Genomic DNA, 20600 nt, shown 5'->3' on the forward strand with positions numbered 1-20600 from the left:
GCCGGGGCCCCGATCGTAAAGGGCAGCCCGTACCGGCAGCTCCGCTCCTGTCGTTGATTGCAAAAATGACAGGAATAATAGATATAACCCGACGGTTACATCACCGGAAAGTACTCAAAACCCGGGTGATAAAGTATAACATTACCAAGGAGTATTAAACCAGGAATGAAAATACCATCAGTCCGCTGTCTCAGTAACCTGAAGGGAACCGGGCCTCTTGTCCTGATCGTTCTCTCTATCCTCACGGTCCTTGCGGCCGGGTGCACGGGTACAGGTACGACCCCCCAGTCCCCTGCGGTCACGAATCCCCTGTCGTCGGTCACCTCTTCAGGATCCGCAGCCTCGAAATTATCCTTCGACCCCATTGTCGGTGTCTGGAGAAGCCCGGGCGCCGTGTACAAATTTGAGATCTCCTTCGATGTAAATGGCAAAACAGAGGAGACCTATTCGAGCGTCCCCCATGTGTATTATAACGGGACGTGGATTCCTGCGGGAGACAATATGTACCTTGTGACCCGCGAGACCGGGGAAAAAACCCTCTGGATCCATGACATGTCCGCCAATACCATCTACAAACAGGAGGCCCCCAGTATTGTCTATTCCCTCTACCAGGGGACCAGCATGTCAGCGGGAAGATCGGCCGGCACCGCAGGTTCCTCTGCGGTCTTTTCCGGGACCGGAAATATGGTTGTGCCTTTTGCCGCGACCGAATCCGGGTTATGGGTGTTTACCATAAACTATTCCGGCCAGAGCAATTTCATTGTCTGGCTCGGGGACAACCAGGGCAACCGGCTTGCTCTCCTCGCAAACGAAATCGGCATTTATTCCGGGGTAAAGCCCCAGAAACTTGACGCAGGGAAATATTACCTGAACGTTACGGCAAGCGGCCCGTGGACCATCCAGGCCTCGGTATCGTAACACCGTTCCTCTTTTTCAGGGTATTGCGGGAGTTCATGATGGCCAAAGCGACGGTCGAAGATGCGTTCCTTCTCATCTGCAGGCATACCATTGCTAGTATCCTTTCAAGACGATACCAAGCACGGCAGTGTTGTTCCGCGTTGGCGGTTGGTTTTAAATGCTACCGTGGTGAAAAACAGGTTACCACCCGCAAACTAAAATCAGCACTCCTTATCGGATGTGTGTAGCATATTCTGGAATAGATTAATACCCTACAAAATTAAGCATTGAAGTGAAAATTTTTATTGAGGTGTGATATGGATCCTGTTTCAGTCAATCTGGCAAATCAATGGTATAGTATCATTATGACCTATCTCCCCGGCATCATAGGTGCGCTTATTATCCTGCTTATCGGCTGGATAGTAGGCCGTCTCCTCGGCAAAGCGGTCCGGATCATTCTGGACAAAATTACCGCGATGCATGTGATCGAGGACACACACATCTCGGACACGTTTAAACGTGCCGGTGTAACGATCGGCTATCTTGGGGATATCGCCGTGCGGCTTATCGTTTACCTGATCGCGATCCTTGCCGCGGTCGATGTCCTCCATATGGAGTTTACGAGTGCCCTGATGTCCACCATTGTCAGTTACATTCCCCATATCGTTGCGTTCATCATCCTTATCGTGGTTGGATTAATCCTTGTTGACTATTTCATCGATTTCTTAACAAATTACTATGGGGGCCGGGTCGAGTTCATTTCACCGGTACTGATGTTACTCCGAATCTTCCTTTATTTCGTGGTTGCCATCCTTGCGCTCTCCCAACTCATGCTGGATCTCACGATCATCTATACGTTCGTCACGCCGATTGCATGGGGTATCGGCATTGGTCTTGGTGCGGCGATTGCGATCATTGTCGGCTTCGGCCTGAAAAACCGGAGTGAGGCCATCATGGACCGGTTGATCGATACAATCGTAAAAAAGTGAACTGAAATAAAACGAAAAAAGTATCTCCTTTTTTATTGACACAAATCTTTGCTCTCCCAAGGATGTGCAGTTCCATCGCATTATAGGAGTCGCTGCGAACGGTGGTAGCGAGCCGATGGCAAGCCCCCGTGAGTGTCTCTCATGGGGGGTAATTCCCGGAATAGTTCAGGAAATGCCGGGTGCTAAAATGGTAATTTACCCTTTTTTTATTCTGGCTCGAAAGCCTTTGTGATCTGTTACTGATAAGCAAAGACGGGATAAAAAAGCACCGGGGCTGCCAGAGAATCCGTTTCAATAACCGTATCAACAATAAAACGGTTCCTCCCGATTGAGGGCAGATAAAGAATGGCTGTAGTTGATACTATATTAAAAAAAAGATTACACCAGCATGAACGTGAAGAAATAAAACGCAATCAGCGGAATGAACAGCACGAGAAACAGGGGGCGGTTCCATTTCCAGATCGCACTGCCGTCCATCGTGGAAATGGGTATCAGGCTGTAGACTGCAGTGATGAGGTTAATGGTAAATCCCAGACCACCGGCGATTGCCCAGACCCCTCCAAATTGAACCATGAACAGGAAGACCAGCATGAGGATGATACTGATAACAGGTCCCGCAACCATCTCAATTCCCAGCTCGCGTGTCTCATCCGCATTCTCATCCCGTTCCACGATATTCCGGTAGGACTGGGCAAAGGCATTCCCGTAGAGCCAGGCCGTCAGAAACATGATAACCGTGCCAAGGCCCCAGAACTGGATATCGGTGTCGTGGCCGTACCGGTTTGCAAAATACCTGTGGGCAGAATCGTGAAGTATGACCGAGAACGCACCGACCAGTATGTAGATGAGCACCATCTGCAGGGTAAGGGCAGCGCGATCCGCGAGCAGGAATGCCACTGCCACCATAATGACGGCTGCCTCAACGACAAGGAGTTCCGTCGCTGACAGGCCGAAGAAGTGCCGCTCCCGTTTCTTTGCTTCGATTCCCCGGGCCTCGATTTCTTTCTCGCTGATCTTTTCGACTGCATGACCCCCGGCAAGATCGGCTAAGAACTTGGCAAATTTTGCACCGAACTGGGCGATAGTGCTGATATTGGCGAGGAGGAACTGGACAAATATCACGCCAAAACTCGTCAGCACCGCAGCGAGGGCCATGAACTGCGGGGGGATAAATGCTGCAGTGGGGAGGTTCTTGTCGGTGGTGCCCTTCGCATCCTGGATCAGGCCGACGATTCCTGTAGCATGGGCCTTGACCAGGGTAACCGGCGTGGGCACCGGAACCGGGGCCGGACGACTTGCATTGATGTAATGTGTCCGGACGAGCGCGTCGCTGCCGAAGTGGCTGCTCACTTTTAACCTGACATCATAGATGCCTGCCAGCGTATAGGTATGAACCGGATTCTGGTCCGATGAGGTTGTCCCGTCACCGAAGTCCCACTTCCAGTCAGTGGGCGTGTTCTTTGAAAGATCAGTAAATGTAACCGTGAGCGGAATAGTCCCATCGGCTGGTGAGGCAGAAAAGTTTGTTTCTGGCGGGAAGCCCGCCCCGATGAAATCAGCAACAGTCTTGGTATCCGAGCCGTACTGGTTGGTCACGGTCAGGCTGACAGTGTATTCTCCGTTATAATGATAGGTATGCGTCGGGTTCTGCATTGCCGAGCTTGCGCCGTCGCCAAACTCCCACAGATAGGTCATTGGCAGAGAGCCCCGGGATGTATCAGCGAAACTGACCGTAAACGGGGACGGACCGTACTGGACACTGGTGTAAAAATCGGCAACCGGCGGGTTAATTACCGAGATGTAACCACTCCCGTTACCTGCTGATGTATCCGCGGCAACGCTGACTGGCAGGAGCGCTGTACAGAGCAAGGCGACAAGCAGGATAGGTGTGAGGTATTTCATAGTTTCCCTGATCCACAGAATCCCGGGCATTTGTGCATAGGAAACTGTTCCGGATATTCACACTGGTTTTCCTTCTGGCATCTTAAAGAAATTGGTTGGAAAAACGAGGGAATACGCTTGAGGCCTTTATTTAGCAAAAGGGAATCTCTTCTTTCCGGAACCGCTCGATGATCCGGACGTTCATGTAGTCCTGAATAATGTTGTCATACTGGAAGCCGGCTGCATAGACCGTGATCAGGAATGTGATTGTGGACTTGTCCATCTGCATGAGGTATACTGTCGGGGATGGATCGTGAGCAAACAAGTCTGGCCGGCTCTTTACCGCCTCATCGCAAATCTCTCCAAGCACCCTCTTGATACGAGTAATATCTTCAGAATTTGAGACCGTTACCGGGATCTGGATCCTGACCTGCGGGTTTGGCAGGGAATAGTTATGAACCACGCTTGTTGCTATCTTGGTGTTGGGGATGCTCACGACATCTTTATCGAGCGTGAGGAGACGGGTGCTCCGGGGACCGATATGGGTCACGTCCCCGAGAACATCGTTAATCAGCACCCGGTCCCCCACTTTGAACGGCTGGTCGGTGATGATGACCGCACCGCCAAAGAAGTTCGAGAAGAGATCCTGTGCAGCAAGGGCAATGGCAATGCCGACGACTCCTGCACCGGCAATGAGCGGTGTAATATTGACACTGTACAGGGTCAGGATATAGAGGATCCCGATAAACCAGATGAAGTACTTCCCGATCTTCTGGAGGATCTCCACGATCCGGTCATCGAGGTCGGTCTCGGTCGTCTCGGCAAGGGCAGTACCGTAGATCCGCAGAAAATCGTCAAGGAATGTTGCAACAATCCATGTTCCGACGATGACATATGCCGATAAAAGGATGTTTGCATCAGCAATCCACTGGTATTCGGGATAGAGATCAATCAGGTGATGGATCGCAAAGAAAAACGGGATGAAGAACGCGAGTATCGTAAGCGGTGCGCCAAGTGAGTGCACAATAAGATCATCCATCATTGTCTCTGTCTTCTCTGCCTGCTTCTTGAGGAAGATGAAGACAAAATGGACAACAACAGCGGCAATAATCCCTGCCGCAAGGAACAAGATCGTATCTACAATTGCCGGGTCCATGCGGTATAGTGTTGGCATTTCCTGAAGATGAAGATTGCAGGTGCTCACGGGCATCTGCCCATGCCGGGGGAGAGTGCCGGCAGATTGAGAGCGGGATCGCGCAGTTTTACAAATCAATGCCCCTCTTTCTCTTTAGGCGATCAACTACTCAAGCGCATGAAAAGAATCCGGTTCCAGACCTGCAGGAAGATCAGAATCGCTTTTTACGTGATCGCTTTGCAACTGGGGAGAAATACGATCGGTTTGAGCCTTAAAAAGAGAAGGAGACTTTAACTAACGATAACGAGGCCAGGGCCGAGATTTGAACCCGGGTCGAGGGATCCACAGCCCCTTAGGATAACCAGACTACCCTACCCTGGCAAATGTTCCTGTTAATTTGGTCGTGGACTCTGATTAATTTAACTCCCTGCTCTGAAGTGCATCCCGCACACGGATGACCGGCCGGGCCCTGACTGCTGTCCGGGAGCGATTATTAATAGGGTGGGGCGTCCATTAAGTTATCAGGTGGCCTTGACAGGATATTCGTAGGGTGGGCATGCGGCGTCTGATGATGCCGCACCACGGATAATTTTTTTTTAATCCGCGATCAGGGCACGTGCGAACGGGAAGGTGGGGAGATGGCGGCAGACCCGAAGATAAGGACGCCGATTGTGTGCGTCATGGGGCATGTGGATCATGGCAAGACCTCACTTCTTGACCGGATACGCGGCTCGTCGGTCGTCGCATCGGAAGCGGGTGCGATCACCCAGCATATAGGGGCGACGATTGTCCCCATCGAAGCGATCCGCACGATGAGCGGGTCGATGGAGAAGATCCCCATAAACATCCCCGGCCTGCTCTTCATCGATACCCCGGGGCACCACGCGTTTACCACGCTCCGGGCCCGGGGAGGGGCGCTTGCCGACATGGCGATCCTCGTTGTCGATATCAACCAGGGATTCCAGCCCCAGACGGTCGAGGCGCTCCAGATCCTGCGGAACTGTAAGACGCCGTTTGTGATCGCGGCGACAAAAATTGACCGGCTCCACGGCTGGCGGATCAACAAGGACGAGTCGTTCCTTTCGACGTTTGCAAAACAGAACGAGCGGGTCAAGACCGAGATCGAGACGAAAACCTACGAGATCGTAGGCAACCTCTCGGACCTCGGGTTCTCAGCGGATCGTTTCGACCGGGTCTCAGATTTCCGGCGCAACCTTGCGATCGTGCCGGTAAGTGCCCACACGGGCGAAGGGATCGCCGACCTCCTGATGGTCATGATCGGGCTTGCCCAGCGCTACCTTGGCGAGGAACTCAAGCTCTCGGCCGAGGGGCCGGGGGTAGGCACGGTCCTTGAAGTAAAAGAGGAGCGGGGCCTCGGGGTGACGCTCGATGTGATCCTATATGACGGCACGCTCTCGGTGGGCGACGAGATCGCAATGGCCTCGCAGGATGACATCGTGGTGACCAAGGTCCGCTCGCTCCTGAAACCCCACCCGATGAAGGAGATCCTTGTCGAGGACAAGTTCGAGCACGTCAAGTCGGTGGTCGCGGCGGCGGGGATCAAGGTCTCGGCCCCGGGCCTCGAAAAGGTGATCGCGGGTTCGCCGCTCTTTGTCGTCCGGGGCAATCTCGACGAGCTCGCGGCCCGGATCAGAAAGGAAATGCGGGAGATCCATGTCAACCTTGCCGAAGAGGGCATCGTAATCAAGGCCGACACGATTGGCGCCCTTGAAGCGCTCTGCAAGGAACTGGAGGCGAAAGATATCAAGGTGATGCGGGCGCAGGTCGGCCCGGTAAGCCGGCACGACTTGATCGACACCGAGACGATCAAGAACCCGGCGTTCCACGTGCTCCTGTCGTTCAACACTCCTATCCTTCCCGATGCAGCGGAGATTATCAAGGACCCGCTCTACACGCAGGTGAAAGTGTTCTCTGCCCAGGTGATCTACCAGCTTATCGACCAGTATGTCGCGTGGCGGGACGAGCAGAAACGGATCGCGGAGAAGGCGCAGTTCGAGCATGTGATGATGCCGGCCAAGATCCGGCTGCTGCCGGACTGCGTGTTCCGGCAGAGCAACCCGGCGGTAGTCGGGGTTAGGGTACTGGGCGGGAAACTCCGGGGCGATGTCGATCTCGTCAAGCTGGATGGGAAAAAGGTCGGGCACTTAAAGTCCATGCAGATCCGGCAGGAGACGATCCGCGAGGCGGACGCCGGGCTCGAAGTGGCGATCTCGATTGAGGGCGCAACGATCGGCCGGCAGCTGAATGTGGGCGACGACCTGCTCGTGGATCTCCCCGAGCGGCACGTGAAGGTTCTCGAACGCGAAATGCTCAAGAACTTAAATATCAGCACGCAGGAAGTGCTTGCCGAGTTCGTGGCAATCCGGCGCAAGGCTGAGCCGTTCTGGGGCAAGTAAGAGACCCCGCGTACCGGCATATACGGCTGCACTTTCGCGTGACGCGAGGATTTAATAGCGTTACAGTAGAATAACATGGGTACTTCACGTGCACAGGCGTTCTTGCGCCGGAGAGCCGGAGAGTGAACGGGTCACCCGACAACGGGAGCGGCCCGGGATAATCAATAAGGAGAATCAAGCATGGTTGAGTTAAAGGTAGTTGTTTCAGACCCAAAGACCGGTCGCGCCTACAATGTTGATGCCAGCACCGGGGCAGCAGGATCGATCGTAGGGAAAAAAATCGGGGACGAACTTGACGCGGGCCCGCTCGGGCTTGCAGGCTATAAGATCCTGATCACCGGGGGCACGGACCAGACCGGGATTCCCGCGAGAAAGAGCCTCCCCGGCGCAGGAAGAAGAAGACTCCTCCTCGCTGAAGGCGTCGGGTTCCACCCGGGGATGGAGGGCGAGCGCAAGAGAAAGATGATCCGCGCCCACGAGATCACCCCCGAGTTCGTGCAGGTCAACGCACGTGTGACCGCGTACGGCGATAAGCCCCTTGACGAGATCTTCCCCAAGGTCGAGAAGGCTGAAGGCGAGAAGAAGGCCGACAAGTCAAAAGAGAAGAAGGCCCGGAAATAATTCCGCGGCAGAATACTTTTTTCGCGTTATTGTTTTTGTTGTTGTGCGTTGTTGGTACGCATGCGTCATGGCCGGGGTTTGTTCCCGGGCCGAAAAGGAGATCTGTTTTTAAAACACTCTTGGGGGCTGCGGCGGGAGTCACACGCGGGACATCGGCATTCTGGGATCAATCAAGGGCTGGACGGTGTTCTTCGGCGGGAATGGCGGCACCCGCCCGCGGTTCGGCGACGTGATTGCTCACGGCTTCACCCCGACCGAAGCCCTCGACTGCACCCAGCGTCTCGTGGAATATTACCGGAAGCATGCGAAACCTCATGAGAGGACAGCAAGGTTTGTGGAGGGGCTGGGAATCGAAACGATAAAAGGTGAGCTGTTACCGCTGATGCCGTATGTGGGGGTGTGAGGGGAGCAGACCCCGTCATTACCCCACACCGACGGCAAAAACCGCTGCGAATTCACGAAGGGAAACGGTGTGGTCAATGGCCCGTCCGATGTCGATGCGCTCGTCTCGTACGTCGGGTCGCTCCCGCAACGGGTGTACGGGACTGCAAATGAGAGAATTATCCGGAGTGCGTGAGCTGCCCCCGGCACCTGGTACACATTTTCAGGCGCCGGGTAGATCGCGATAGATATTTTCAGTGGGGATACGAAGACAGCCGGAAAATTTCCCGGCACAATCACAATAGCGATTTTTTTCAGATGCAGTTCTATCAAAAAAGTATCCCGATCAATTATTCAGCCAAACGACACGCGGAAAAAAGGATTCCCGCCGGATCGTCAGGGTTATATGCTTGCCGTAACCGTAACCTTTCCGTGTGCCGCGCTCGTGCTGTTGGTTGCGACCTGGCTGCCGTTCTTATAGATGCTTACGGTCAGCGGGTGGGTGGCAGTGTTGTCGCTTTTCTGGAAGACCGCCGTTACCGTGCTGGTTGCATTGGCAACCAGGTACATTCGGGTTCCCGAGTCCGTTTCCTTTACGGTCTCGCCATTGGTCGTATAGGTGCCGGAGAAACCACCGATATAATCGACCTTGACATAGACCCCCGTGGCCGGGATGGTCACCGGTGTTGTCGTGGCAATAACAATAGCAGACGTTGTTGACGCCGATGTGATGAATGAGGCCGCTGCGCTTGTGGTTGGTTTTACCGTAGCGGTACCGGAAGAGGTGGTTCCTGCCGACGATCCCGCGAGACCGGAGAGAAAGAAGAATGCGACAATCACGACCACAATGATGCCGACCACCGTGACAATCAGAAGCCAGGGGATCTCAGGCGACCGGCGCCTGCCCCCATGCGTATGTGTATGCATGTGTAACTGTATCACGTTGTGTTTAATATTGCTTTTTAGAGCAAATCCGGCACCGCAGGGAGAATTGCCCGGATACGGCCCCGGTCAGGACAAAAATGCACTGGCGTTATTCTTTCTTAAGCGCTGCGGAAAGGGCATCGCGCAGATCCTCATACGGCACCAGGTATTTCTTTGCAAGCAGGACAAGCGCTGCCGGGGGCAGCAGGTTCCCGTCGAACTGTTCCTTGATGAGTTTGTTCATCTCGGCAACTACGTCCGTCTCCGGCACCTCCCGGGCCTTCACGATCCGGCCGATCAGTTCCTGCGCCGGATCGTTAGCCTCGAAAATGGCCGAGGTCGGCTTAAACCCAATGGGAATTGTCACGGTGGCCGGGTCAAAGAGGATCGAGAAGACGCCATTCTCCTGCCGGATGAGACCCGCCTCTTCAGCCTTCCTGAGCAGGACGGCCGCCTGATCGGTGCTCATCCATTTGCGGTCGAGCGCATAGTAGTAGACGAGCTCGTTCTTGCGCATTCCTGTCTTGCGGGTGTGTTTGAACGGTGCAGCCACCGTGATCTGAATGGTCAATTCGGGTTACCAAGAAGGATTTTTTTCATGTCGCGGGCGTCAAGACCTTCCCCGGGACCCTCTTTTGCGATGTCGATGTCGGTGCTGGTGTTCCGGTCGGTGAGCCGGACGTAAAAGACATCGTTTGCAACCGGGACTTTCCCGGTCCCGCGCAGGGCAAGCGCAAGCACCGTGACCTTGAGATCGGCAGATTCGGTGATGACGCCGGGGCGCAGGACATCTGGTGTGATATCGCCGAATTCTGCCCGGTTGATGGCAATCTCCACTTTGACCCGAACCCGGACCAGTTCTTTGCCGGTGGTCTTGGTGGACTCCTGTCCGTTCAGTTCTGCGATATATTTCAGGGTTTCAGGAAACGTCATTCCCATCGCAAACGAGAGATCCACCCGTTGCGGGTAACGATAACAGATCCTTCGCATAGTTACACTATGGGAGAGCCAAACCTAAAAAAACAATTGCTGCGCCCTAGGGGGCATTTTTAAACCTGCGCGGTAGCGTGCCGGTTGCAAAAGAGGTCGTTTCACGAAATGTAAATGAAAAAAAAAGGTATCCTCTTTTGCAGGTTTATTCGAGTAATACAGCGTTGATGATACCGTCCTGGCCGGGGCGGCTCATGATCCGGGCGCGTCCGATCTCGGTCCTGACGATTGCTCCCTTGGTGAGCAGGCTCCGCCGGACGTAGTTCGGGTTTGCGCCGTTCTCTTCAACGGTCTCGATCTTAACTTTCTTGGTCTCGCCGTTCGTGAGATTCGCCACGTTCGCGTAATTTGCACGCATGGACCGGACCTTCGTGTTCCCGCCCGTGGTGCGGATGATCTTCGCCCGGGCTTCACCGAGGTGCGTGTCTGCGGGTGCGAGCCCGACTTCAAATCTCCGCTTTCCCTGTGCCGGCCGGCGCCGGCCGCCGGTTACCTTCCGTACTGATTCTCCCTGCCACTGCATGGTGTTCCTCCTTTATATTCGTGTATTCCGGAAAAATCCCCTTCCCGAGAATGGTGCTCTATATATTCTTTTCAGAGTTATTTATACTATTTCCCGATGGGGACGATTTTTGTGTCTTCATGCGAGGATAGCATCAAGGAGCGGTGCAATGTTCTCGCCAGTCTTCATGTTGGTCAAAAAGACCGGCATCTTCGGGTTGTACCGGTGGATNNTGCAGTCCCGGAACATCATCGGGTGCTTGTTGACCACGTCGTCCCCCTCGGTCGAGCTGACGATCACGATTCTTTTTTCCGCACCGAGCCGGAAATCGGTCGGGCAGACCATGTTTCCCACGTTCTCAATAAAGAGGATATCAATCTCGTCCAGCGGGAGATGCTCGATTGCGTGCTCCACAAGGTGGGCATCGAGATGGCATTCCTTGCCGGTGTTCGCGTTGTAGGCCGGGATGCCGGTCGCTACGATCCGCCTGAAATCGTCGTCGCCGTACACGTCACCGGCGATTGCCCCGGTCCTGAGCCCCTTTGCCTTAAGTAACGGGACGAGGCGCTCGATGAGTGCAGTCTTCCCCGACCCAATCGCGCCGAGCAGGTCGAAGGCCCGTATGCCGTGTTCCTTTAAGTGCCGGGCGTTCCCGTCCGCGATCGCGTTGTTGACGTCGTATACATCCTTCTCCATCCTGACGTCGATGTGGTGCATGCCTGTACTTTTTGAGCGGACAGTGTTTATATCTTGACCCCCATACTTTTCATGCAATGGAAAAAGGCGTGTGCATCCTGTATCCCTGCTATTTTAACGCATCCCTCTCCCGTGAGGAAGGACGGAGAGTCCCGCGTACGCTCGGTACGAAAGGTCCGGTGGCAAGCGATATCGGGCGGGCATTAAACCGCATCGGCATTCCCTGCGATATCGAGGAGCACCACCACCCGGCCCACTGGGCCCGGCACGAAGGACGGGTCATCGTCACATGGACCGGGAAAAAAGAGGCACTCATAAAAAAAGTTGCCCGGAACCTGGTGGTGAAACGGTGACCGGCCTGTACGACTTCCACACCCACACGATCCTTTCCGATGGCGAGATGCTGCCCATAGAACTGGTGCGGCGCATGGCCGTGCTCGGGTATACCACGGTCGCCATCACCGATCATGTCGATACGTCCAATGCGGTATCTGTCGTAAAGACGCTTCTCGCAGTCCAGGAATCCGCCCTGCTCTTCGGGGTCCGGCTCCTGTGCGGGGTCGAGATCACGCACGTGCCCCCGTCCCAGATCGCAGCGGTCGCCCGGCAGGCCCGCGAGGCGGGAGCGGAGATCGTGGTCGTCCACGGTGAGACGACGGTCGAACCGGTGGCGCCCGGCACCAACCACGCGGCCTGCACCTGCCAAGACGTGAACGTGCTCGCCCACCCGGGGCTTATAACGATTGAGGACGCCCGGCTCGCACACGAGAATGGGATTGCCCTTGAGATCACCTCCCGGGCCGGGCACAACCGTACGAACGGCCACGTCGCGCTTATCGCACGTGAGGCTTCGTGCCAGATTGTGGTGGACTCGGACGCGCATGCACCTCACGATCTGCTGGACAGATCAAGCAGACTGATCGTGGCGCAGGGTGCCGGGCTGACCGCTGCCGAATCCGCGGGCATTATGTCTTTAAATATCGATCGGTTCCTCCGTTTCTGAAATTTCTATTTATACTTTCACGGAATGTTTAAATAGGGCAATGTCCCACATATATAGATTACTAAATTACTTTAGTACTTTGTTTACCCCCCGAGGTTGTTGTGTGAAGGTTGTTGGTCGAGCGATGAGCACCTATGGCAGCAGGATGTTCATTATCCAGTGCGATGCCGCCCAGCTCCCGGGGTTGTACAGCGAAGTGATGGACCGGAGGACAAAACCGGTGGGAAAGATCATGGACGTCTTTGGAAACGTGAAGTCGCCCTACGCCCTTGTCCTCACCCATGGCCCGTGCGGTGTCACAGCGGGCGAAAAAGTATTCGCAAGGGAAACCCGTACCCCCGCGATAACCCGTTCAGAATCGATCAGAACAACAGTAAGATAACATTGGTGAAATCGGATGCAGGAAGTAGAGAAATTAAAACTCCTCCAGACTGAGAGAGAAGCGCTCAAATCGCGTATTAAAGTAAAAGAGCAGGAAAAGAAAGCCGAGAACCACACCGAGACGGTCTGTCCGGAGTGCGGAGGCAGGCAGCTTGTCCATGATTACGAGCGTGCAGAGCTGGTCTGCCAGAACTGCGGGCTTGTGATCGATGACGACTTCATCGACCGCGGCCCCGAGTGGCGTGCGTTCGACCATGACCAGCGCATGAAGCGTTCGCGGGTCGGCGCCCCGATGACCTTCACAATCCACGACAAGGGTCTCTCTACGATGATCGACTGGCGCAACCGGGATTCGTACGGCAGGGCCATCTCCTCGAAGAACCGCGCCCAGCTCTACCGTCTCCGCAAGTGGCAGCGCCGGATCCGTGTCAGCAATGCGACGGAAAGAAACCTCGCCTTTGCACTCTCGGAACTTGACCGTATGGCCTCGGCCCTCGGCCTGCCGCGAAACGTGCGTGAGACCGCCGCTGTGGTCTACCGTGATGCAGTGGACAAGAACCTGATCCGGGGACGGAGCATCGAAGGTGTCGCAGCAGCGGCGCTCTACGCGGCCTGCCGGCAGTGCAGCGTGCCCCGTACGCTCGACGAGATCGCCGAAGTGTCCCGTGTCTCAAGAAAAGAGATCGGCAGGACATACCGGTTTATCTCAAGAGAACTCGGCTTAAAGCTCCTCCCGACCTCCCCGATTGACTACGTACCGCGTTTCTGCTCCGGGCTCACGCTCAAAGGAGAGGTGCAGAGCCGTGCGGTCGAGATCCTGCGCCAGGCAGGAGAACGCGAGCTCACCAGCGGCAGGGGCCCGACCGGTGTCGCAGCGGCCGCCATTTACATCTCGTCCATCCTTGGAGGAGAGCGGCGCACCCAGCGTGAAGTGGCGGAAGTGGCAGGGGTCACGGAAGTTACTATCAGGAACCGGTACAAGGAACTCGCAGAGAAGCTCGACATCGAGATCATTCTCTGATTTTTTTATTTTCCCGTGGTGATGCCACACCACAACAACAACTATATTCCATCCGCGGGAGAATTGTAATACCACAATCGGGCGGGCTCGTAGATCAGGGGTAGATCGTTACGTTCGCAACGTAAAGGCCGCGGGTTCAATTCCCGCCGGGTCCATTCGTTTTTTAATTGTTCGGCTCTGTAGAAAACTTTAGTTTTCTTAACAAATTACAAAACACATGGACGGAGGGAACCGTGCCTGTTCCCCCCTGAACGTTGCGATGAGTGCCGCCGCTCCCGAAGGGACGCCCCGCGGCAGATCGGTAACTAAAAAAAACTGAACAACTCTCCTGCCCCGCTCCTGATGCGGGGGGACCCCGTGTATTTTTTCATAATTTCCATGGGTTCTGATGTGAAGTCGATTGACTCATGTCGGTTTTTCAGAGCCCAAAAAAACGTGAGATTTTTCACGGAGTTGGTTTATTTCGCAGTAAGTATTTTTACCTCGTTTTCCAGCGTCTCTTTGAGGCGCTGCACGGCCTCGTTAAGATCGTTTGTGATCGTGACGGTAAACTGGTTGTCGGTCTTCACATCGTGGTACGTGACGACGTAATCGATCTGGCCGTCCTTTGCCTTTTTTGGTTCAATGATGAGTTTTACCATGGAGGTATCTCCGGTTGTTCCGGGTGAGCGACAAAACGCTTTCCCCGAGCCTGATTAGTTCTTGGGCATGCTGTTTTATAAAATCTTCATCTTCGGCAACATCACACCTGCCCTCAGGCGAATGGGGGAAACGGCGTCATACAGCGTGGGATCGTGCGGGCGGATACGAAAATATCAACAATATGACCGGCTAACAGTGATCTCAAACAGGAGAATTGCTTATGGTAATCCTATCTCACGCTCTGACCATATGTGCGACGGTTCTGTGTGTCACCTTTGTACTGGTGATGCCGACTGCCGCTATCAATACCGCCATTTATGGCGATACCGCAGGATTTATCCCGGCCCTTCACCAGGATACGTTTGCGGTCGCATGCACCCTTCCGGGTAACGCGGGTGTCGAACTCGACACCGGTATCTCGTGCTTTACCAATGTGTCCACGGACGTCCTCTTCATCGGGGGGGACGCAGGGTACAGCCAGGATACCGCAACAAAACTTGCAGCGGCCGTAAAAGACGGTAAGATCCTGGTCGTAACCGAAAAAGATCTCCCCCGGTTCACCGATATCCTGCCTGCACAAACGGCAGGCACTGCCCCGGGAAGTCTTACGCTGAATGTGACCAGCCCCAATGCGACCCTTTCAAAGGATATTTTTGCCGGGATGCCATCGGTCTTTTCCAATACCACGCTTGTCTCAACACGTGTACAGTTCGCGGCACGGAACGGCACGACAACGCTCATGAATTTTGATAACGGAGATCCCGCCCTGCTCTTTACCCGGTACGGGGGTGGGTACGTCGTCGCATGGCTGCCGCCCTCCACCCAGGTATACCTTAACAGCACCGATGCCGATACAATAAACGAGCGCCTTATCACCCAACTGATGGCGCTGCGCAGTACGGCGGTTGCAACAACCGAGACCACGGTTCCTGCAACAACCACACCGACCATTGTAGAGACCACCGCCACGGCAACAGCTGCCACAACAACGGCAGCCGTTGTGGAGACTGCCGGGAATGTATCGGTGTATTCCTCGCCGCTCAACGCCAACGTGTACATTGACGGCGTGTACAAGGGAATTGCCCCGGTCGACCTTACCGGCATCTCCGCCGGGAGCCATGCGCTAAAACTGGCGCTGACCGGGTACTATGATTACGACACCACGATCACAATCGTGGGTGGCGGCACCATTACGGCATTTGGCTCGCTTCCCCCCCGTGGGAGTGTGGTGACGGTGGTGGAAACGGTGGTGGCAACATCCACACCGGTCGCCGTAGCCACGACTGAGGTGTCTTCGATCTGGACGAATCCTACGGTCGTGGCGGCGGTGCTCGGTATCCTCACCGCGGTCATCGGTGCAATTGTCACCCTCTTCACAATCTATCACAAGCAAAAAGAGCCAAACGTACCATACGTACCAAAAGAACTAGAAGAGCCAGAAAAAGAACTAGAAGAACCTGAAGAATCTGGAGAACCTAAAGAATCTGGAGAACCAAAAAAACCTGAAGAACCATAAGCAAGCGATTGGAAACAATCTCCCGTTTCCCCTTTTTTACAGGGTGGATCAGTAACAACTATATGGAAGCCGCAGAAAAAGTATATGCCACACAAAAGGGCTCGTAGATCAGGGGTAGATCGTCACGTTTGCAACGTGAAGGCCACGGGTTCGAATCCCGTCGAGTCCATCGTTTTTGTATCCTTTTTTAAATAAGTATTAAGATTGCCGGTCAAGAGGCAACAAGGGCCGTTTCTCCACCCGTTTTCGTTATTGATCAATCAATCCAGTCGAGCAGTTTGTTTTTTGACGCCTGCTCGCTCTTTTGTATCAGTTTTCTCTTGACTTTTTTTACGGCTTCATCCGCGGGAGAGGGGGGGAGCGGGACCGGAGCGGCCTTTTCAAACCTGCCGTAATCCAGGAACCCGTCCGGGGTGTCTTTTGTGTCGCTCACGGCGATCTCCTGGATTGCCGCAGCGGGCTCTGCCTCATGGATCGGGACGACAGCGGCCTGCGGGGCGTACTCCCGGGGCCGGGGCATGGCCGGCTCCTCAACCGGGACGGGATCCGGGGTGATGAGCGGGGGTGCAACAGACTTTGCGAGGGAGGGGACATCGTGGGATGCAACCTGGACGGTGACGCGGATCCCTTCCGCCCGCTGGATCAGAAAGTCGACAAAGTCCTCGACCTCCCGGCGCTGATCCGGGGAGAGTCTATCCAGTTTGCTTTCCAGCGATTCCATGATGGGTGAACGGGTCTTTGATTATCCATTATCTTTTGTTGTTTGTATTTAAGAGAAATGCGCCGGCACATCCCATAATGCCGGGCTACGACCACCGGTGCTGGTACCCGCGTTTTTCCATGGGTTTACCGTCTACGAGTACGGCCTTTTCGGCGATCACCGCCCCGATCACCGTGCAGGGAACACCGGCTACCGGGTACCGGTCCGGGGGCAGGGTGAAGATCAGTTCATAGTCCCCGCCGCCGTACAGCGCCAGCTCCCGTGCATGTGGTTCGGGGATGCCGGCGGGGCGGGGAACCTTACCTGATTCCAAGGAGAAACCGCATTCGTTGACGCCCAGAAGATCGTAGAGCGAGAGGGCGATCCCGTCGCTGTCGTCCATCATCGCGGTCACTCCCCCACGTGAGAGCAGGTGTCCCTCCGCTACCCGGGGCTGCGGCTCGAAAAGCGCCTTTTCGAACTGCTTATACCCGTCAAGCCATGCCTGCGCCTGCCCCGGGGTGCCGGTGATACAGACAAGGTCCCCCGGCCGGGCACCGGTCCGCTGCACGAGATGTACCCGGTCCACAAGGCCAAGGCCGGTCGTCACGACCGTGAGTTCATCGTGGTGGTCGATGTCCCCCCCGATGATTGCGGCACCAAATTTTTTGCAGCAGTCCTGTGCCCCCTGCATGACGCCGGCAAGGTGCTCCCACCGGTCGAGCCCCACCGCGATGAGCACGTACTTCGGTGCCGCCCCCATGCTTGCGATGTCGCTGATGGTCACAGCAGCGCTCATCCAGCCGATCTGCCAGTCGGTCATGCCCTCCACAAAATCGGTCGTCTTATGGAGCATGTCGGTTGTTGCCACCATCAGCTGGTCGCCGCACGGCAGCACGGCGCAGTCGTCACGGCAGTTCTCTTCCCCGACAATTCCCATCACGGTCTTCAAGAGTTCCCGATCGTCCATGGTCAGTTGCCCCCTTTGCGCACTTCCTTTCCCCGTTCGCTCTTGTACTCCTTGAACATGTGCTCGATCTGGCTGGATTTTTTCTCGCGTAAAAACTGCGCCTGCTCCTCCTGCCACCGGGCGATGGCGGCTTCGAACCGGTCTTTTGCGGCAAGCCCCATCCTGCCCCGCACCTGAACACCGGCATCCATATCGGTGAGCAGGGGGATACCGGCCTCCCGGAATGCAGGGAGGATCTGCGGGTCGCGCTCATTGGGGGCAGCGGCATGAGTGATCAGGGCCCGGACCGGTATATCGGCCAGATCCTTGACCACGCTCCGTCCCCAGCCGTCGGTGCGCTGCACAAAGACAATCTCGCCTTCGCTGATGCCGGTATCGTCTATGAGCCGGCGCAGGCCCTCTTTCGTGAGCGCGTCCATCACTTTTACCGGCAGTGCCTCACCGTCAATGGATAGCTCGGCAAATGTCCTGATCCGTTCCACCCGTTTTGCGAGCGTGCGGCTGTGGCGCTCCTCTTTCCTGAGCCGTTTTTTAAGGCTCTTGATGATCGCGTCCTGTTTTACCACCTCAGCATCTTTTGCAAGCTGCACGTCCCGGGTATCGTGCATGGCACGGACCCGTCCCTGGAGCCGGTGGATCTCGTACTCCTTTGCCTTGACCGTTTCCTGGAGTTCGGCCACGTACGTGCGCAGACGCTTCGCCATCCCCTCCAGCACCCGCACCCGCTCGTCGTGCCGGGCCGCAACCGGCGCAGGGGGCACTTCCTGTGTCGGGGTGGCCGGTGCGACGGCATTTAAGTCAAGGAGCACCTGGTCGAGCGCCTGGCCCCGGATCACGCCGGCCCGGACCTCGTCGAGGTCGTGGCCCGGGGGCACGCGCCTGATGAGGTTCCGAAACTTGTTCTGGTACTGGAGATATGCATCGAGCGCTGCCGAGAGCGCGTCCCGCTCGTGGACGTTTGCATACGGGAAACCGGCGGTGAGCTCGAGTTTGGCCTCGACACTCGTGTCCTGCCGGGGGGTGTAGGAGACCGCCGAGAACGCCCGACGGATCTTCTCCACCGAGTACGGCATCTCCTGCACATCGGATGCGACAACAAGCGGTTTTCCGACCCGGTAGAGAGCCTCGATCACGCCGGACATATTCATCTGCCGGGAGCTTTCAAGGTGCATGAGGTTCCCGTCGAGGTCGAGCGCAGCGATCGCAGTCGTGGTGCCCGGATCGATCCCCACGATCAGGTACCGGGGTTTTCCCGAGAGGGGCCGGAACCGGATCCGTTCGAGCCTCTTGCCGCTGATCCTGACCTGCACGTCGGCGCCGCGGTACGTGGAAACCGGCACCTGTCCCCGCACCGCGAAGACCCGGAAGGCCACCCGGCTGCACCCCCCGAATGCCTTAGTCTCCTTCTTCTCGTATCGGAGCCCGGCCGCTGTAAGCTGCTGCTCGATCTCCCGGCCCTTGAACTGGACGGCGCCGTGGATCTTCCGAACGTACCGGTTCTGGCTCCACCCACCCCGGCCCGGTGACCGGTGACGGCTTACCACGACCTCGCTCTCGTCGAGAAAAGCGATGACCTCTGCGCCGGCGCCGAGCGAGGCCACACGTGCCGTGGTGCGGGCCTCGGCGAAGGGGTCAAACCGGTCGAAACCGATATTGAACCGGGCGGCAACTTTCCCGAGCGTCTCTTTTTTCTCGCCGCCAGTCACCTGCACGAGCTTGGTCTGCGGCGGGAGGCCCTGCAAAAAGGAGAAGAGCTCGTGCTGGTCGGTCGCGATCTCCTGGAGGCTGTCGACAGCAAGAATGTCAGGCCGTTCCTCGGAGAGCAACCGGAAAAGCCGGAACATCGAGACCGTGCTCTCGTTTAAAATATCCTGCCCGTCCATACGGACAAGGGCGTACATCGGCCGGCGAGATCGCGACCGCACCGAGCCTTTGACGATATCGATCCCAAAAACACTCAGCCGGTCACGCATCGCAGTGCTTCCCCGGGGTCATACTCCAGTTTGTATTTCCGCACAAAGAAGGCTAATATATTGCTGATATCGCGTTCGAGAATGGCACCGGCATTGGGGTGGGTGGTCTCCATCCACTGCGGCCAGTCGATGAGGACGCATTTGTTGTCCTCCATGAGAATGTTGAATTCCGAGAGATCCGCATGGATCACGCCGGCCTGGTACGCGGCCCGCACGTTTGCGAGGATCTCGTCAAGCGTGGCCCGGGGGTCCGGCAGCCTGTACCGGGAGAGGTTCGGCCCGTCGATGAGCGCCATCACGACCGCGTTCCGGTTCTGGCCGATGGGAAGCGGGACCGATACCTTCGGGTGGAGGAGCGTGAGTGCCGCGTACTCCCGTTCGGCAGAGAGCCGGGAGGCCAGCAGCCACGGGCAGCTGCCGGTCTCAGGGATATACTCCCGGTTGACCCGGGCTGTGTTAAACGAACGCTGGCCGATCCGGTGGAACTTGATCGCCACCGGCCCAAGGCCGAGCGCATCGAACACCACCGACTCCTTTCCCTCCCCGATTTTTGTTCCCAGCGCCGAGATAATGCCTTTCCGGGTAAGGGTGGTAAGCGCGAGCGTGTCGTACCCGCCAAAGACGAGTGCATAGCCATCGTACGGCACCGGGTTGAACCGCACCATGCCCCACTGGATAAGCCGTGACAACCGGTAATTGACCTCAGACTCGGAGAGCTCCGTCGCCTGCTCGATACTCTCCAGCGGCACCCACTCGTACCGCTTCATCTGGCGCTCGAGCGCGACAAGGATAGCTTTTTCGTATTTGTGCAGGCTGCGGATACGCTCCGGAGACACGACCATGGTTGTTATGAGTGGTTATGTGGCAGACTATAAAATCATGGTCTCCGTGGCAGATTCCGCCGGAGCATCACAACCTTAAACATCTCTCATTATCCAGATCAGAACAGGATCTGTCCCCC

At 56.1% G+C, this 20600-nt stretch carries 21 protein-coding genes, 3 tRNA genes and 1 pseudogene; 12 read left to right on the forward strand and 13 right to left on the reverse strand.

The genetic code is table 11. The annotated features are described in order from the left end of the window. Positions 1-165: 165 nt before the first annotated feature. Positions 166-918 carry a hypothetical protein gene (locus QZN75_RS03940; RefSeq protein WP_292425027.1) on the forward strand — a complete coding sequence of 251 codons (753 nt, stop codon included), beginning with the start codon at positions 166-168 and terminating at the stop codon, positions 916-918. Positions 919-1214: 296 nt separating this feature from the next. Beyond that, positions 1215-1886 carry a hypothetical protein gene (locus tag QZN75_RS03945; RefSeq protein WP_292425030.1) on the forward strand — a complete coding sequence of 224 codons (672 nt, stop codon included), beginning with the start codon at positions 1215-1217 and terminating at the stop codon, positions 1884-1886. Between the two features lie 378 nt (positions 1887-2264). Here the strand turns inward: QZN75_RS03945 and QZN75_RS03950 are convergent, their stop codons facing one another. The 3 genes from QZN75_RS03950 to QZN75_RS03960 form a co-directional block, all read right to left on the reverse strand. Beyond that, entirely contained in the window at positions 2265-3788 is a 1524-nt protein-coding gene (locus QZN75_RS03950; RefSeq protein ID WP_292425033.1) for a PKD domain-containing protein, read from the reverse strand. A 130-nt stretch (positions 3789-3918) separates the two neighbouring features. Continuing rightward, the gene (locus QZN75_RS03955) at positions 3919-4923 is read right to left on the reverse strand and encodes a mechanosensitive ion channel family protein (protein ID WP_292425036.1); all 1005 of its coding nucleotides are present in this window, start codon (positions 4921-4923) and stop codon (positions 3919-3921) included. 286 nt (positions 4924-5209) lie between these two features. Next, positions 5210-5283: transfer RNA gene (locus QZN75_RS03960), tRNA-His, on the reverse strand. Positions 5284-5540: 257 nt separating this feature from the next. Between QZN75_RS03960 and infB the strand changes: the two genes are divergently transcribed. From infB to QZN75_RS03975, 3 genes and pseudogenes are all read left to right on the forward strand, one after another. Next, a complete protein-coding gene (gene infB, locus QZN75_RS03965; RefSeq protein ID WP_292425039.1) occupies positions 5541-7319 on the forward strand; it encodes a translation initiation factor IF-2 in 1779 nt (592 codons plus the stop codon). A gap of 180 nt (positions 7320-7499) precedes the next feature. Further along, entirely contained in the window at positions 7500-7940 is a 441-nt protein-coding gene (locus QZN75_RS03970) for a 30S ribosomal protein S6e (RefSeq protein ID WP_292425042.1), read from the forward strand. 139 nt (positions 7941-8079) lie between these two features. After that, positions 8080-8343 (forward strand): annotated as a pseudogene (locus QZN75_RS03975) (NAD(P)/FAD-dependent oxidoreductase); the annotation flags it as partial. A 380-nt stretch (positions 8344-8723) separates the two neighbouring features. On the opposite strand, the gene QZN75_RS03980 reads toward QZN75_RS03975, so the two are convergent. The 5 genes from QZN75_RS03980 to hypB form a co-directional block, all read right to left on the reverse strand. Beyond that, the gene (locus tag QZN75_RS03980) at positions 8724-9248 is read right to left on the reverse strand and encodes a hypothetical protein (RefSeq protein ID WP_292425045.1); all 525 of its coding nucleotides are present in this window, start codon (positions 9246-9248) and stop codon (positions 8724-8726) included. 106 nt (positions 9249-9354) lie between these two features. Further along, positions 9355-9798, reverse strand: a complete 444-nt coding sequence (locus QZN75_RS03985; RefSeq protein ID WP_292425048.1) for a DUF2240 family protein — start codon at positions 9796-9798, stop codon at positions 9355-9357. Positions 9799-9812: 14 nt separating this feature from the next. Then, positions 9813-10235, reverse strand: coding sequence for a hypothetical protein (locus QZN75_RS03990; RefSeq protein ID WP_292425049.1), 423 nt, complete (start codon positions 10233-10235; stop codon positions 9813-9815). Positions 10236-10380: 145 nt separating this feature from the next. Next, positions 10381-10758, reverse strand: coding sequence for a 30S ribosomal protein S8e (locus QZN75_RS03995; protein ID WP_292425053.1), 378 nt, complete (start codon positions 10756-10758; stop codon positions 10381-10383). Positions 10759-10875: 117 nt separating this feature from the next. Next, the gene (gene hypB, locus QZN75_RS04000; RefSeq protein ID WP_292425057.1) at positions 10876-11454 is read right to left on the reverse strand and encodes a hydrogenase nickel incorporation protein HypB; all 579 of its coding nucleotides are present in this window, start codon (positions 11452-11454) and stop codon (positions 10876-10878) included. Positions 11455-11510: 56 nt separating this feature from the next. Between hypB and QZN75_RS04005 the strand changes: the two genes are divergently transcribed. The 5 genes from QZN75_RS04005 to QZN75_RS04025 all read left to right on the forward strand — a co-directional run bounded on the left by QZN75_RS04005 (position 11511) and on the right by QZN75_RS04025 (position 13993). After that, complete coding sequence (locus QZN75_RS04005; RefSeq protein WP_292425060.1) at positions 11511-11786, forward strand: signal recognition particle subunit SRP19/SEC65 family protein; 276 nt, start codon at positions 11511-11513, stop codon at positions 11784-11786. Then, entirely contained in the window at positions 11783-12436 is a 654-nt protein-coding gene (locus QZN75_RS04010; protein ID WP_292425061.1) for a histidinol phosphate phosphatase domain-containing protein, read from the forward strand. Before QZN75_RS04005 ends, QZN75_RS04010 begins: the two co-directional genes overlap by 4 nt. Before the next feature lie 103 nt (positions 12437-12539). Then, on the forward strand, positions 12540-12818 hold the full coding sequence (locus tag QZN75_RS04015) for an H/ACA ribonucleoprotein complex subunit GAR1 (RefSeq protein ID WP_292425062.1): 279 nt from the start codon (positions 12540-12542) through the stop codon (positions 12816-12818). A 15-nt stretch (positions 12819-12833) separates the two neighbouring features. Beyond that, entirely contained in the window at positions 12834-13838 is a 1005-nt protein-coding gene (locus QZN75_RS04020) for a transcription initiation factor IIB (protein ID WP_292425064.1), read from the forward strand. A gap of 83 nt (positions 13839-13921) precedes the next feature. Beyond that, positions 13922-13993, forward strand: a tRNA-Ala gene (locus QZN75_RS04025). Between the two features lie 303 nt (positions 13994-14296). Here QZN75_RS04025 and QZN75_RS04030 read toward each other — a convergent pair. Beyond that, entirely contained in the window at positions 14297-14479 is a 183-nt protein-coding gene (locus QZN75_RS04030; RefSeq protein WP_292425067.1) for a hypothetical protein, read from the reverse strand. 221 nt (positions 14480-14700) lie between these two features. On the opposite strand from QZN75_RS04030, the gene QZN75_RS04035 reads away from it, so the two are divergent. Further along, positions 14701-15996 (forward strand): PEGA domain-containing protein, encoded by a 1296-nt coding sequence (locus tag QZN75_RS04035; RefSeq protein WP_292425070.1) that lies wholly within the window; start codon positions 14701-14703, stop codon positions 15994-15996. Between the two features lie 97 nt (positions 15997-16093). Next, a tRNA-Ala gene (locus QZN75_RS04040) sits at positions 16094-16165 on the forward strand. Between the two features lie 87 nt (positions 16166-16252). Here the strand turns inward: QZN75_RS04040 and QZN75_RS04045 are convergent. The 4 genes from QZN75_RS04045 to QZN75_RS04060 all read right to left on the reverse strand — a co-directional run bounded on the left by QZN75_RS04045 (position 16253) and on the right by QZN75_RS04060 (position 20481). Beyond that, on the reverse strand, positions 16253-16717 hold the full coding sequence (locus QZN75_RS04045; protein ID WP_292425072.1) for a hypothetical protein: 465 nt from the start codon (positions 16715-16717) through the stop codon (positions 16253-16255). A gap of 85 nt (positions 16718-16802) precedes the next feature. Further along, the gene (gene thiL, locus QZN75_RS04050; RefSeq protein ID WP_292425075.1) at positions 16803-17666 is read right to left on the reverse strand and encodes a thiamine-phosphate kinase; all 864 of its coding nucleotides are present in this window, start codon (positions 17664-17666) and stop codon (positions 16803-16805) included. Between the two features lie 2 nt (positions 17667-17668). Continuing rightward, complete coding sequence (locus QZN75_RS04055; RefSeq protein ID WP_292425078.1) at positions 17669-19639, reverse strand: DUF460 domain-containing protein; 1971 nt, start codon at positions 19637-19639, stop codon at positions 17669-17671. Further along, positions 19624-20481, reverse strand: a complete 858-nt coding sequence (locus tag QZN75_RS04060) for an RIO1 family regulatory kinase/ATPase (RefSeq protein ID WP_292425081.1) — start codon at positions 20479-20481, stop codon at positions 19624-19626. Before QZN75_RS04060 ends, QZN75_RS04055 begins: the two co-directional genes overlap by 16 nt. Positions 20482-20600 lie beyond the last annotated feature (119 nt).

It is taken from the genome of Methanoregula sp. (assembly GCF_003170075.1).
Classification (GTDB): Archaea; Halobacteriota; Methanomicrobia; order Methanomicrobiales; family Methanospirillaceae; genus Methanoregula.

What these genes read in the sequence shown, in the direction of transcription:
- QZN75_RS03940 (WP_292425027.1), top strand. Translation starts at nt 166, where the DNA reads ATGAAAATACCATCAGTCCGCTGTCTCAGTAACCTGAAGGGAACCGGG.
- QZN75_RS03945 (WP_292425030.1), top strand. Translation starts at nt 1,215, where the DNA reads ATGGATCCTGTTTCAGTCAATCTGGCAAATCAATGGTATAGTATCATT.
- QZN75_RS03950 (WP_292425033.1), bottom strand. Translation starts at nt 3,788, where the DNA reads ATGAAATACCTCACACCTATCCTGCTTGTCGCCTTGCTCTGTACAGCG.
- QZN75_RS03955 (WP_292425036.1), bottom strand. Translation starts at nt 4,923, where the DNA reads ATGGACCCGGCAATTGTAGATACGATCTTGTTCCTTGCGGCAGGGATT.
- infB (WP_292425039.1), top strand. Translation starts at nt 5,541, where the DNA reads ATGGCGGCAGACCCGAAGATAAGGACGCCGATTGTGTGCGTCATGGGG.
- QZN75_RS03970 (WP_292425042.1), top strand. Translation starts at nt 7,500, where the DNA reads ATGGTTGAGTTAAAGGTAGTTGTTTCAGACCCAAAGACCGGTCGCGCC.
- QZN75_RS03980 (WP_292425045.1), bottom strand. Translation starts at nt 9,248, where the DNA reads ATGCATACACATACGCATGGGGGCAGGCGCCGGTCGCCTGAGATCCCC.
- QZN75_RS03990 (WP_292425049.1), bottom strand. Translation starts at nt 10,235, where the DNA reads ATGCGAAGGATCTGTTATCGTTACCCGCAACGGGTGGATCTCTCGTTT.
- QZN75_RS03995 (WP_292425053.1), bottom strand. Translation starts at nt 10,758, where the DNA reads ATGCAGTGGCAGGGAGAATCAGTACGGAAGGTAACCGGCGGCCGGCGC.
- QZN75_RS04005 (WP_292425060.1), top strand. Translation starts at nt 11,511, where the DNA reads ATGGAAAAAGGCGTGTGCATCCTGTATCCCTGCTATTTTAACGCATCC.
- QZN75_RS04020 (WP_292425064.1), top strand. Translation starts at nt 12,834, where the DNA reads ATGCAGGAAGTAGAGAAATTAAAACTCCTCCAGACTGAGAGAGAAGCG.
- QZN75_RS04030 (WP_292425067.1), bottom strand. Translation starts at nt 14,479, where the DNA reads ATGGTAAAACTCATCATTGAACCAAAAAAGGCAAAGGACGGCCAGATC.
- QZN75_RS04035 (WP_292425070.1), top strand. Translation starts at nt 14,701, where the DNA reads ATGGTAATCCTATCTCACGCTCTGACCATATGTGCGACGGTTCTGTGT.
- QZN75_RS04045 (WP_292425072.1), bottom strand. Translation starts at nt 16,717, where the DNA reads ATGGAATCGCTGGAAAGCAAACTGGATAGACTCTCCCCGGATCAGCGC.
- thiL (WP_292425075.1), bottom strand. Translation starts at nt 17,666, where the DNA reads ATGGACGATCGGGAACTCTTGAAGACCGTGATGGGAATTGTCGGGGAA.
- QZN75_RS04055 (WP_292425078.1), bottom strand. Translation starts at nt 19,639, where the DNA reads ATGCGTGACCGGCTGAGTGTTTTTGGGATCGATATCGTCAAAGGCTCG.
- QZN75_RS04060 (WP_292425081.1), bottom strand. Translation starts at nt 20,481, where the DNA reads ATGGTCGTGTCTCCGGAGCGTATCCGCAGCCTGCACAAATACGAAAAA.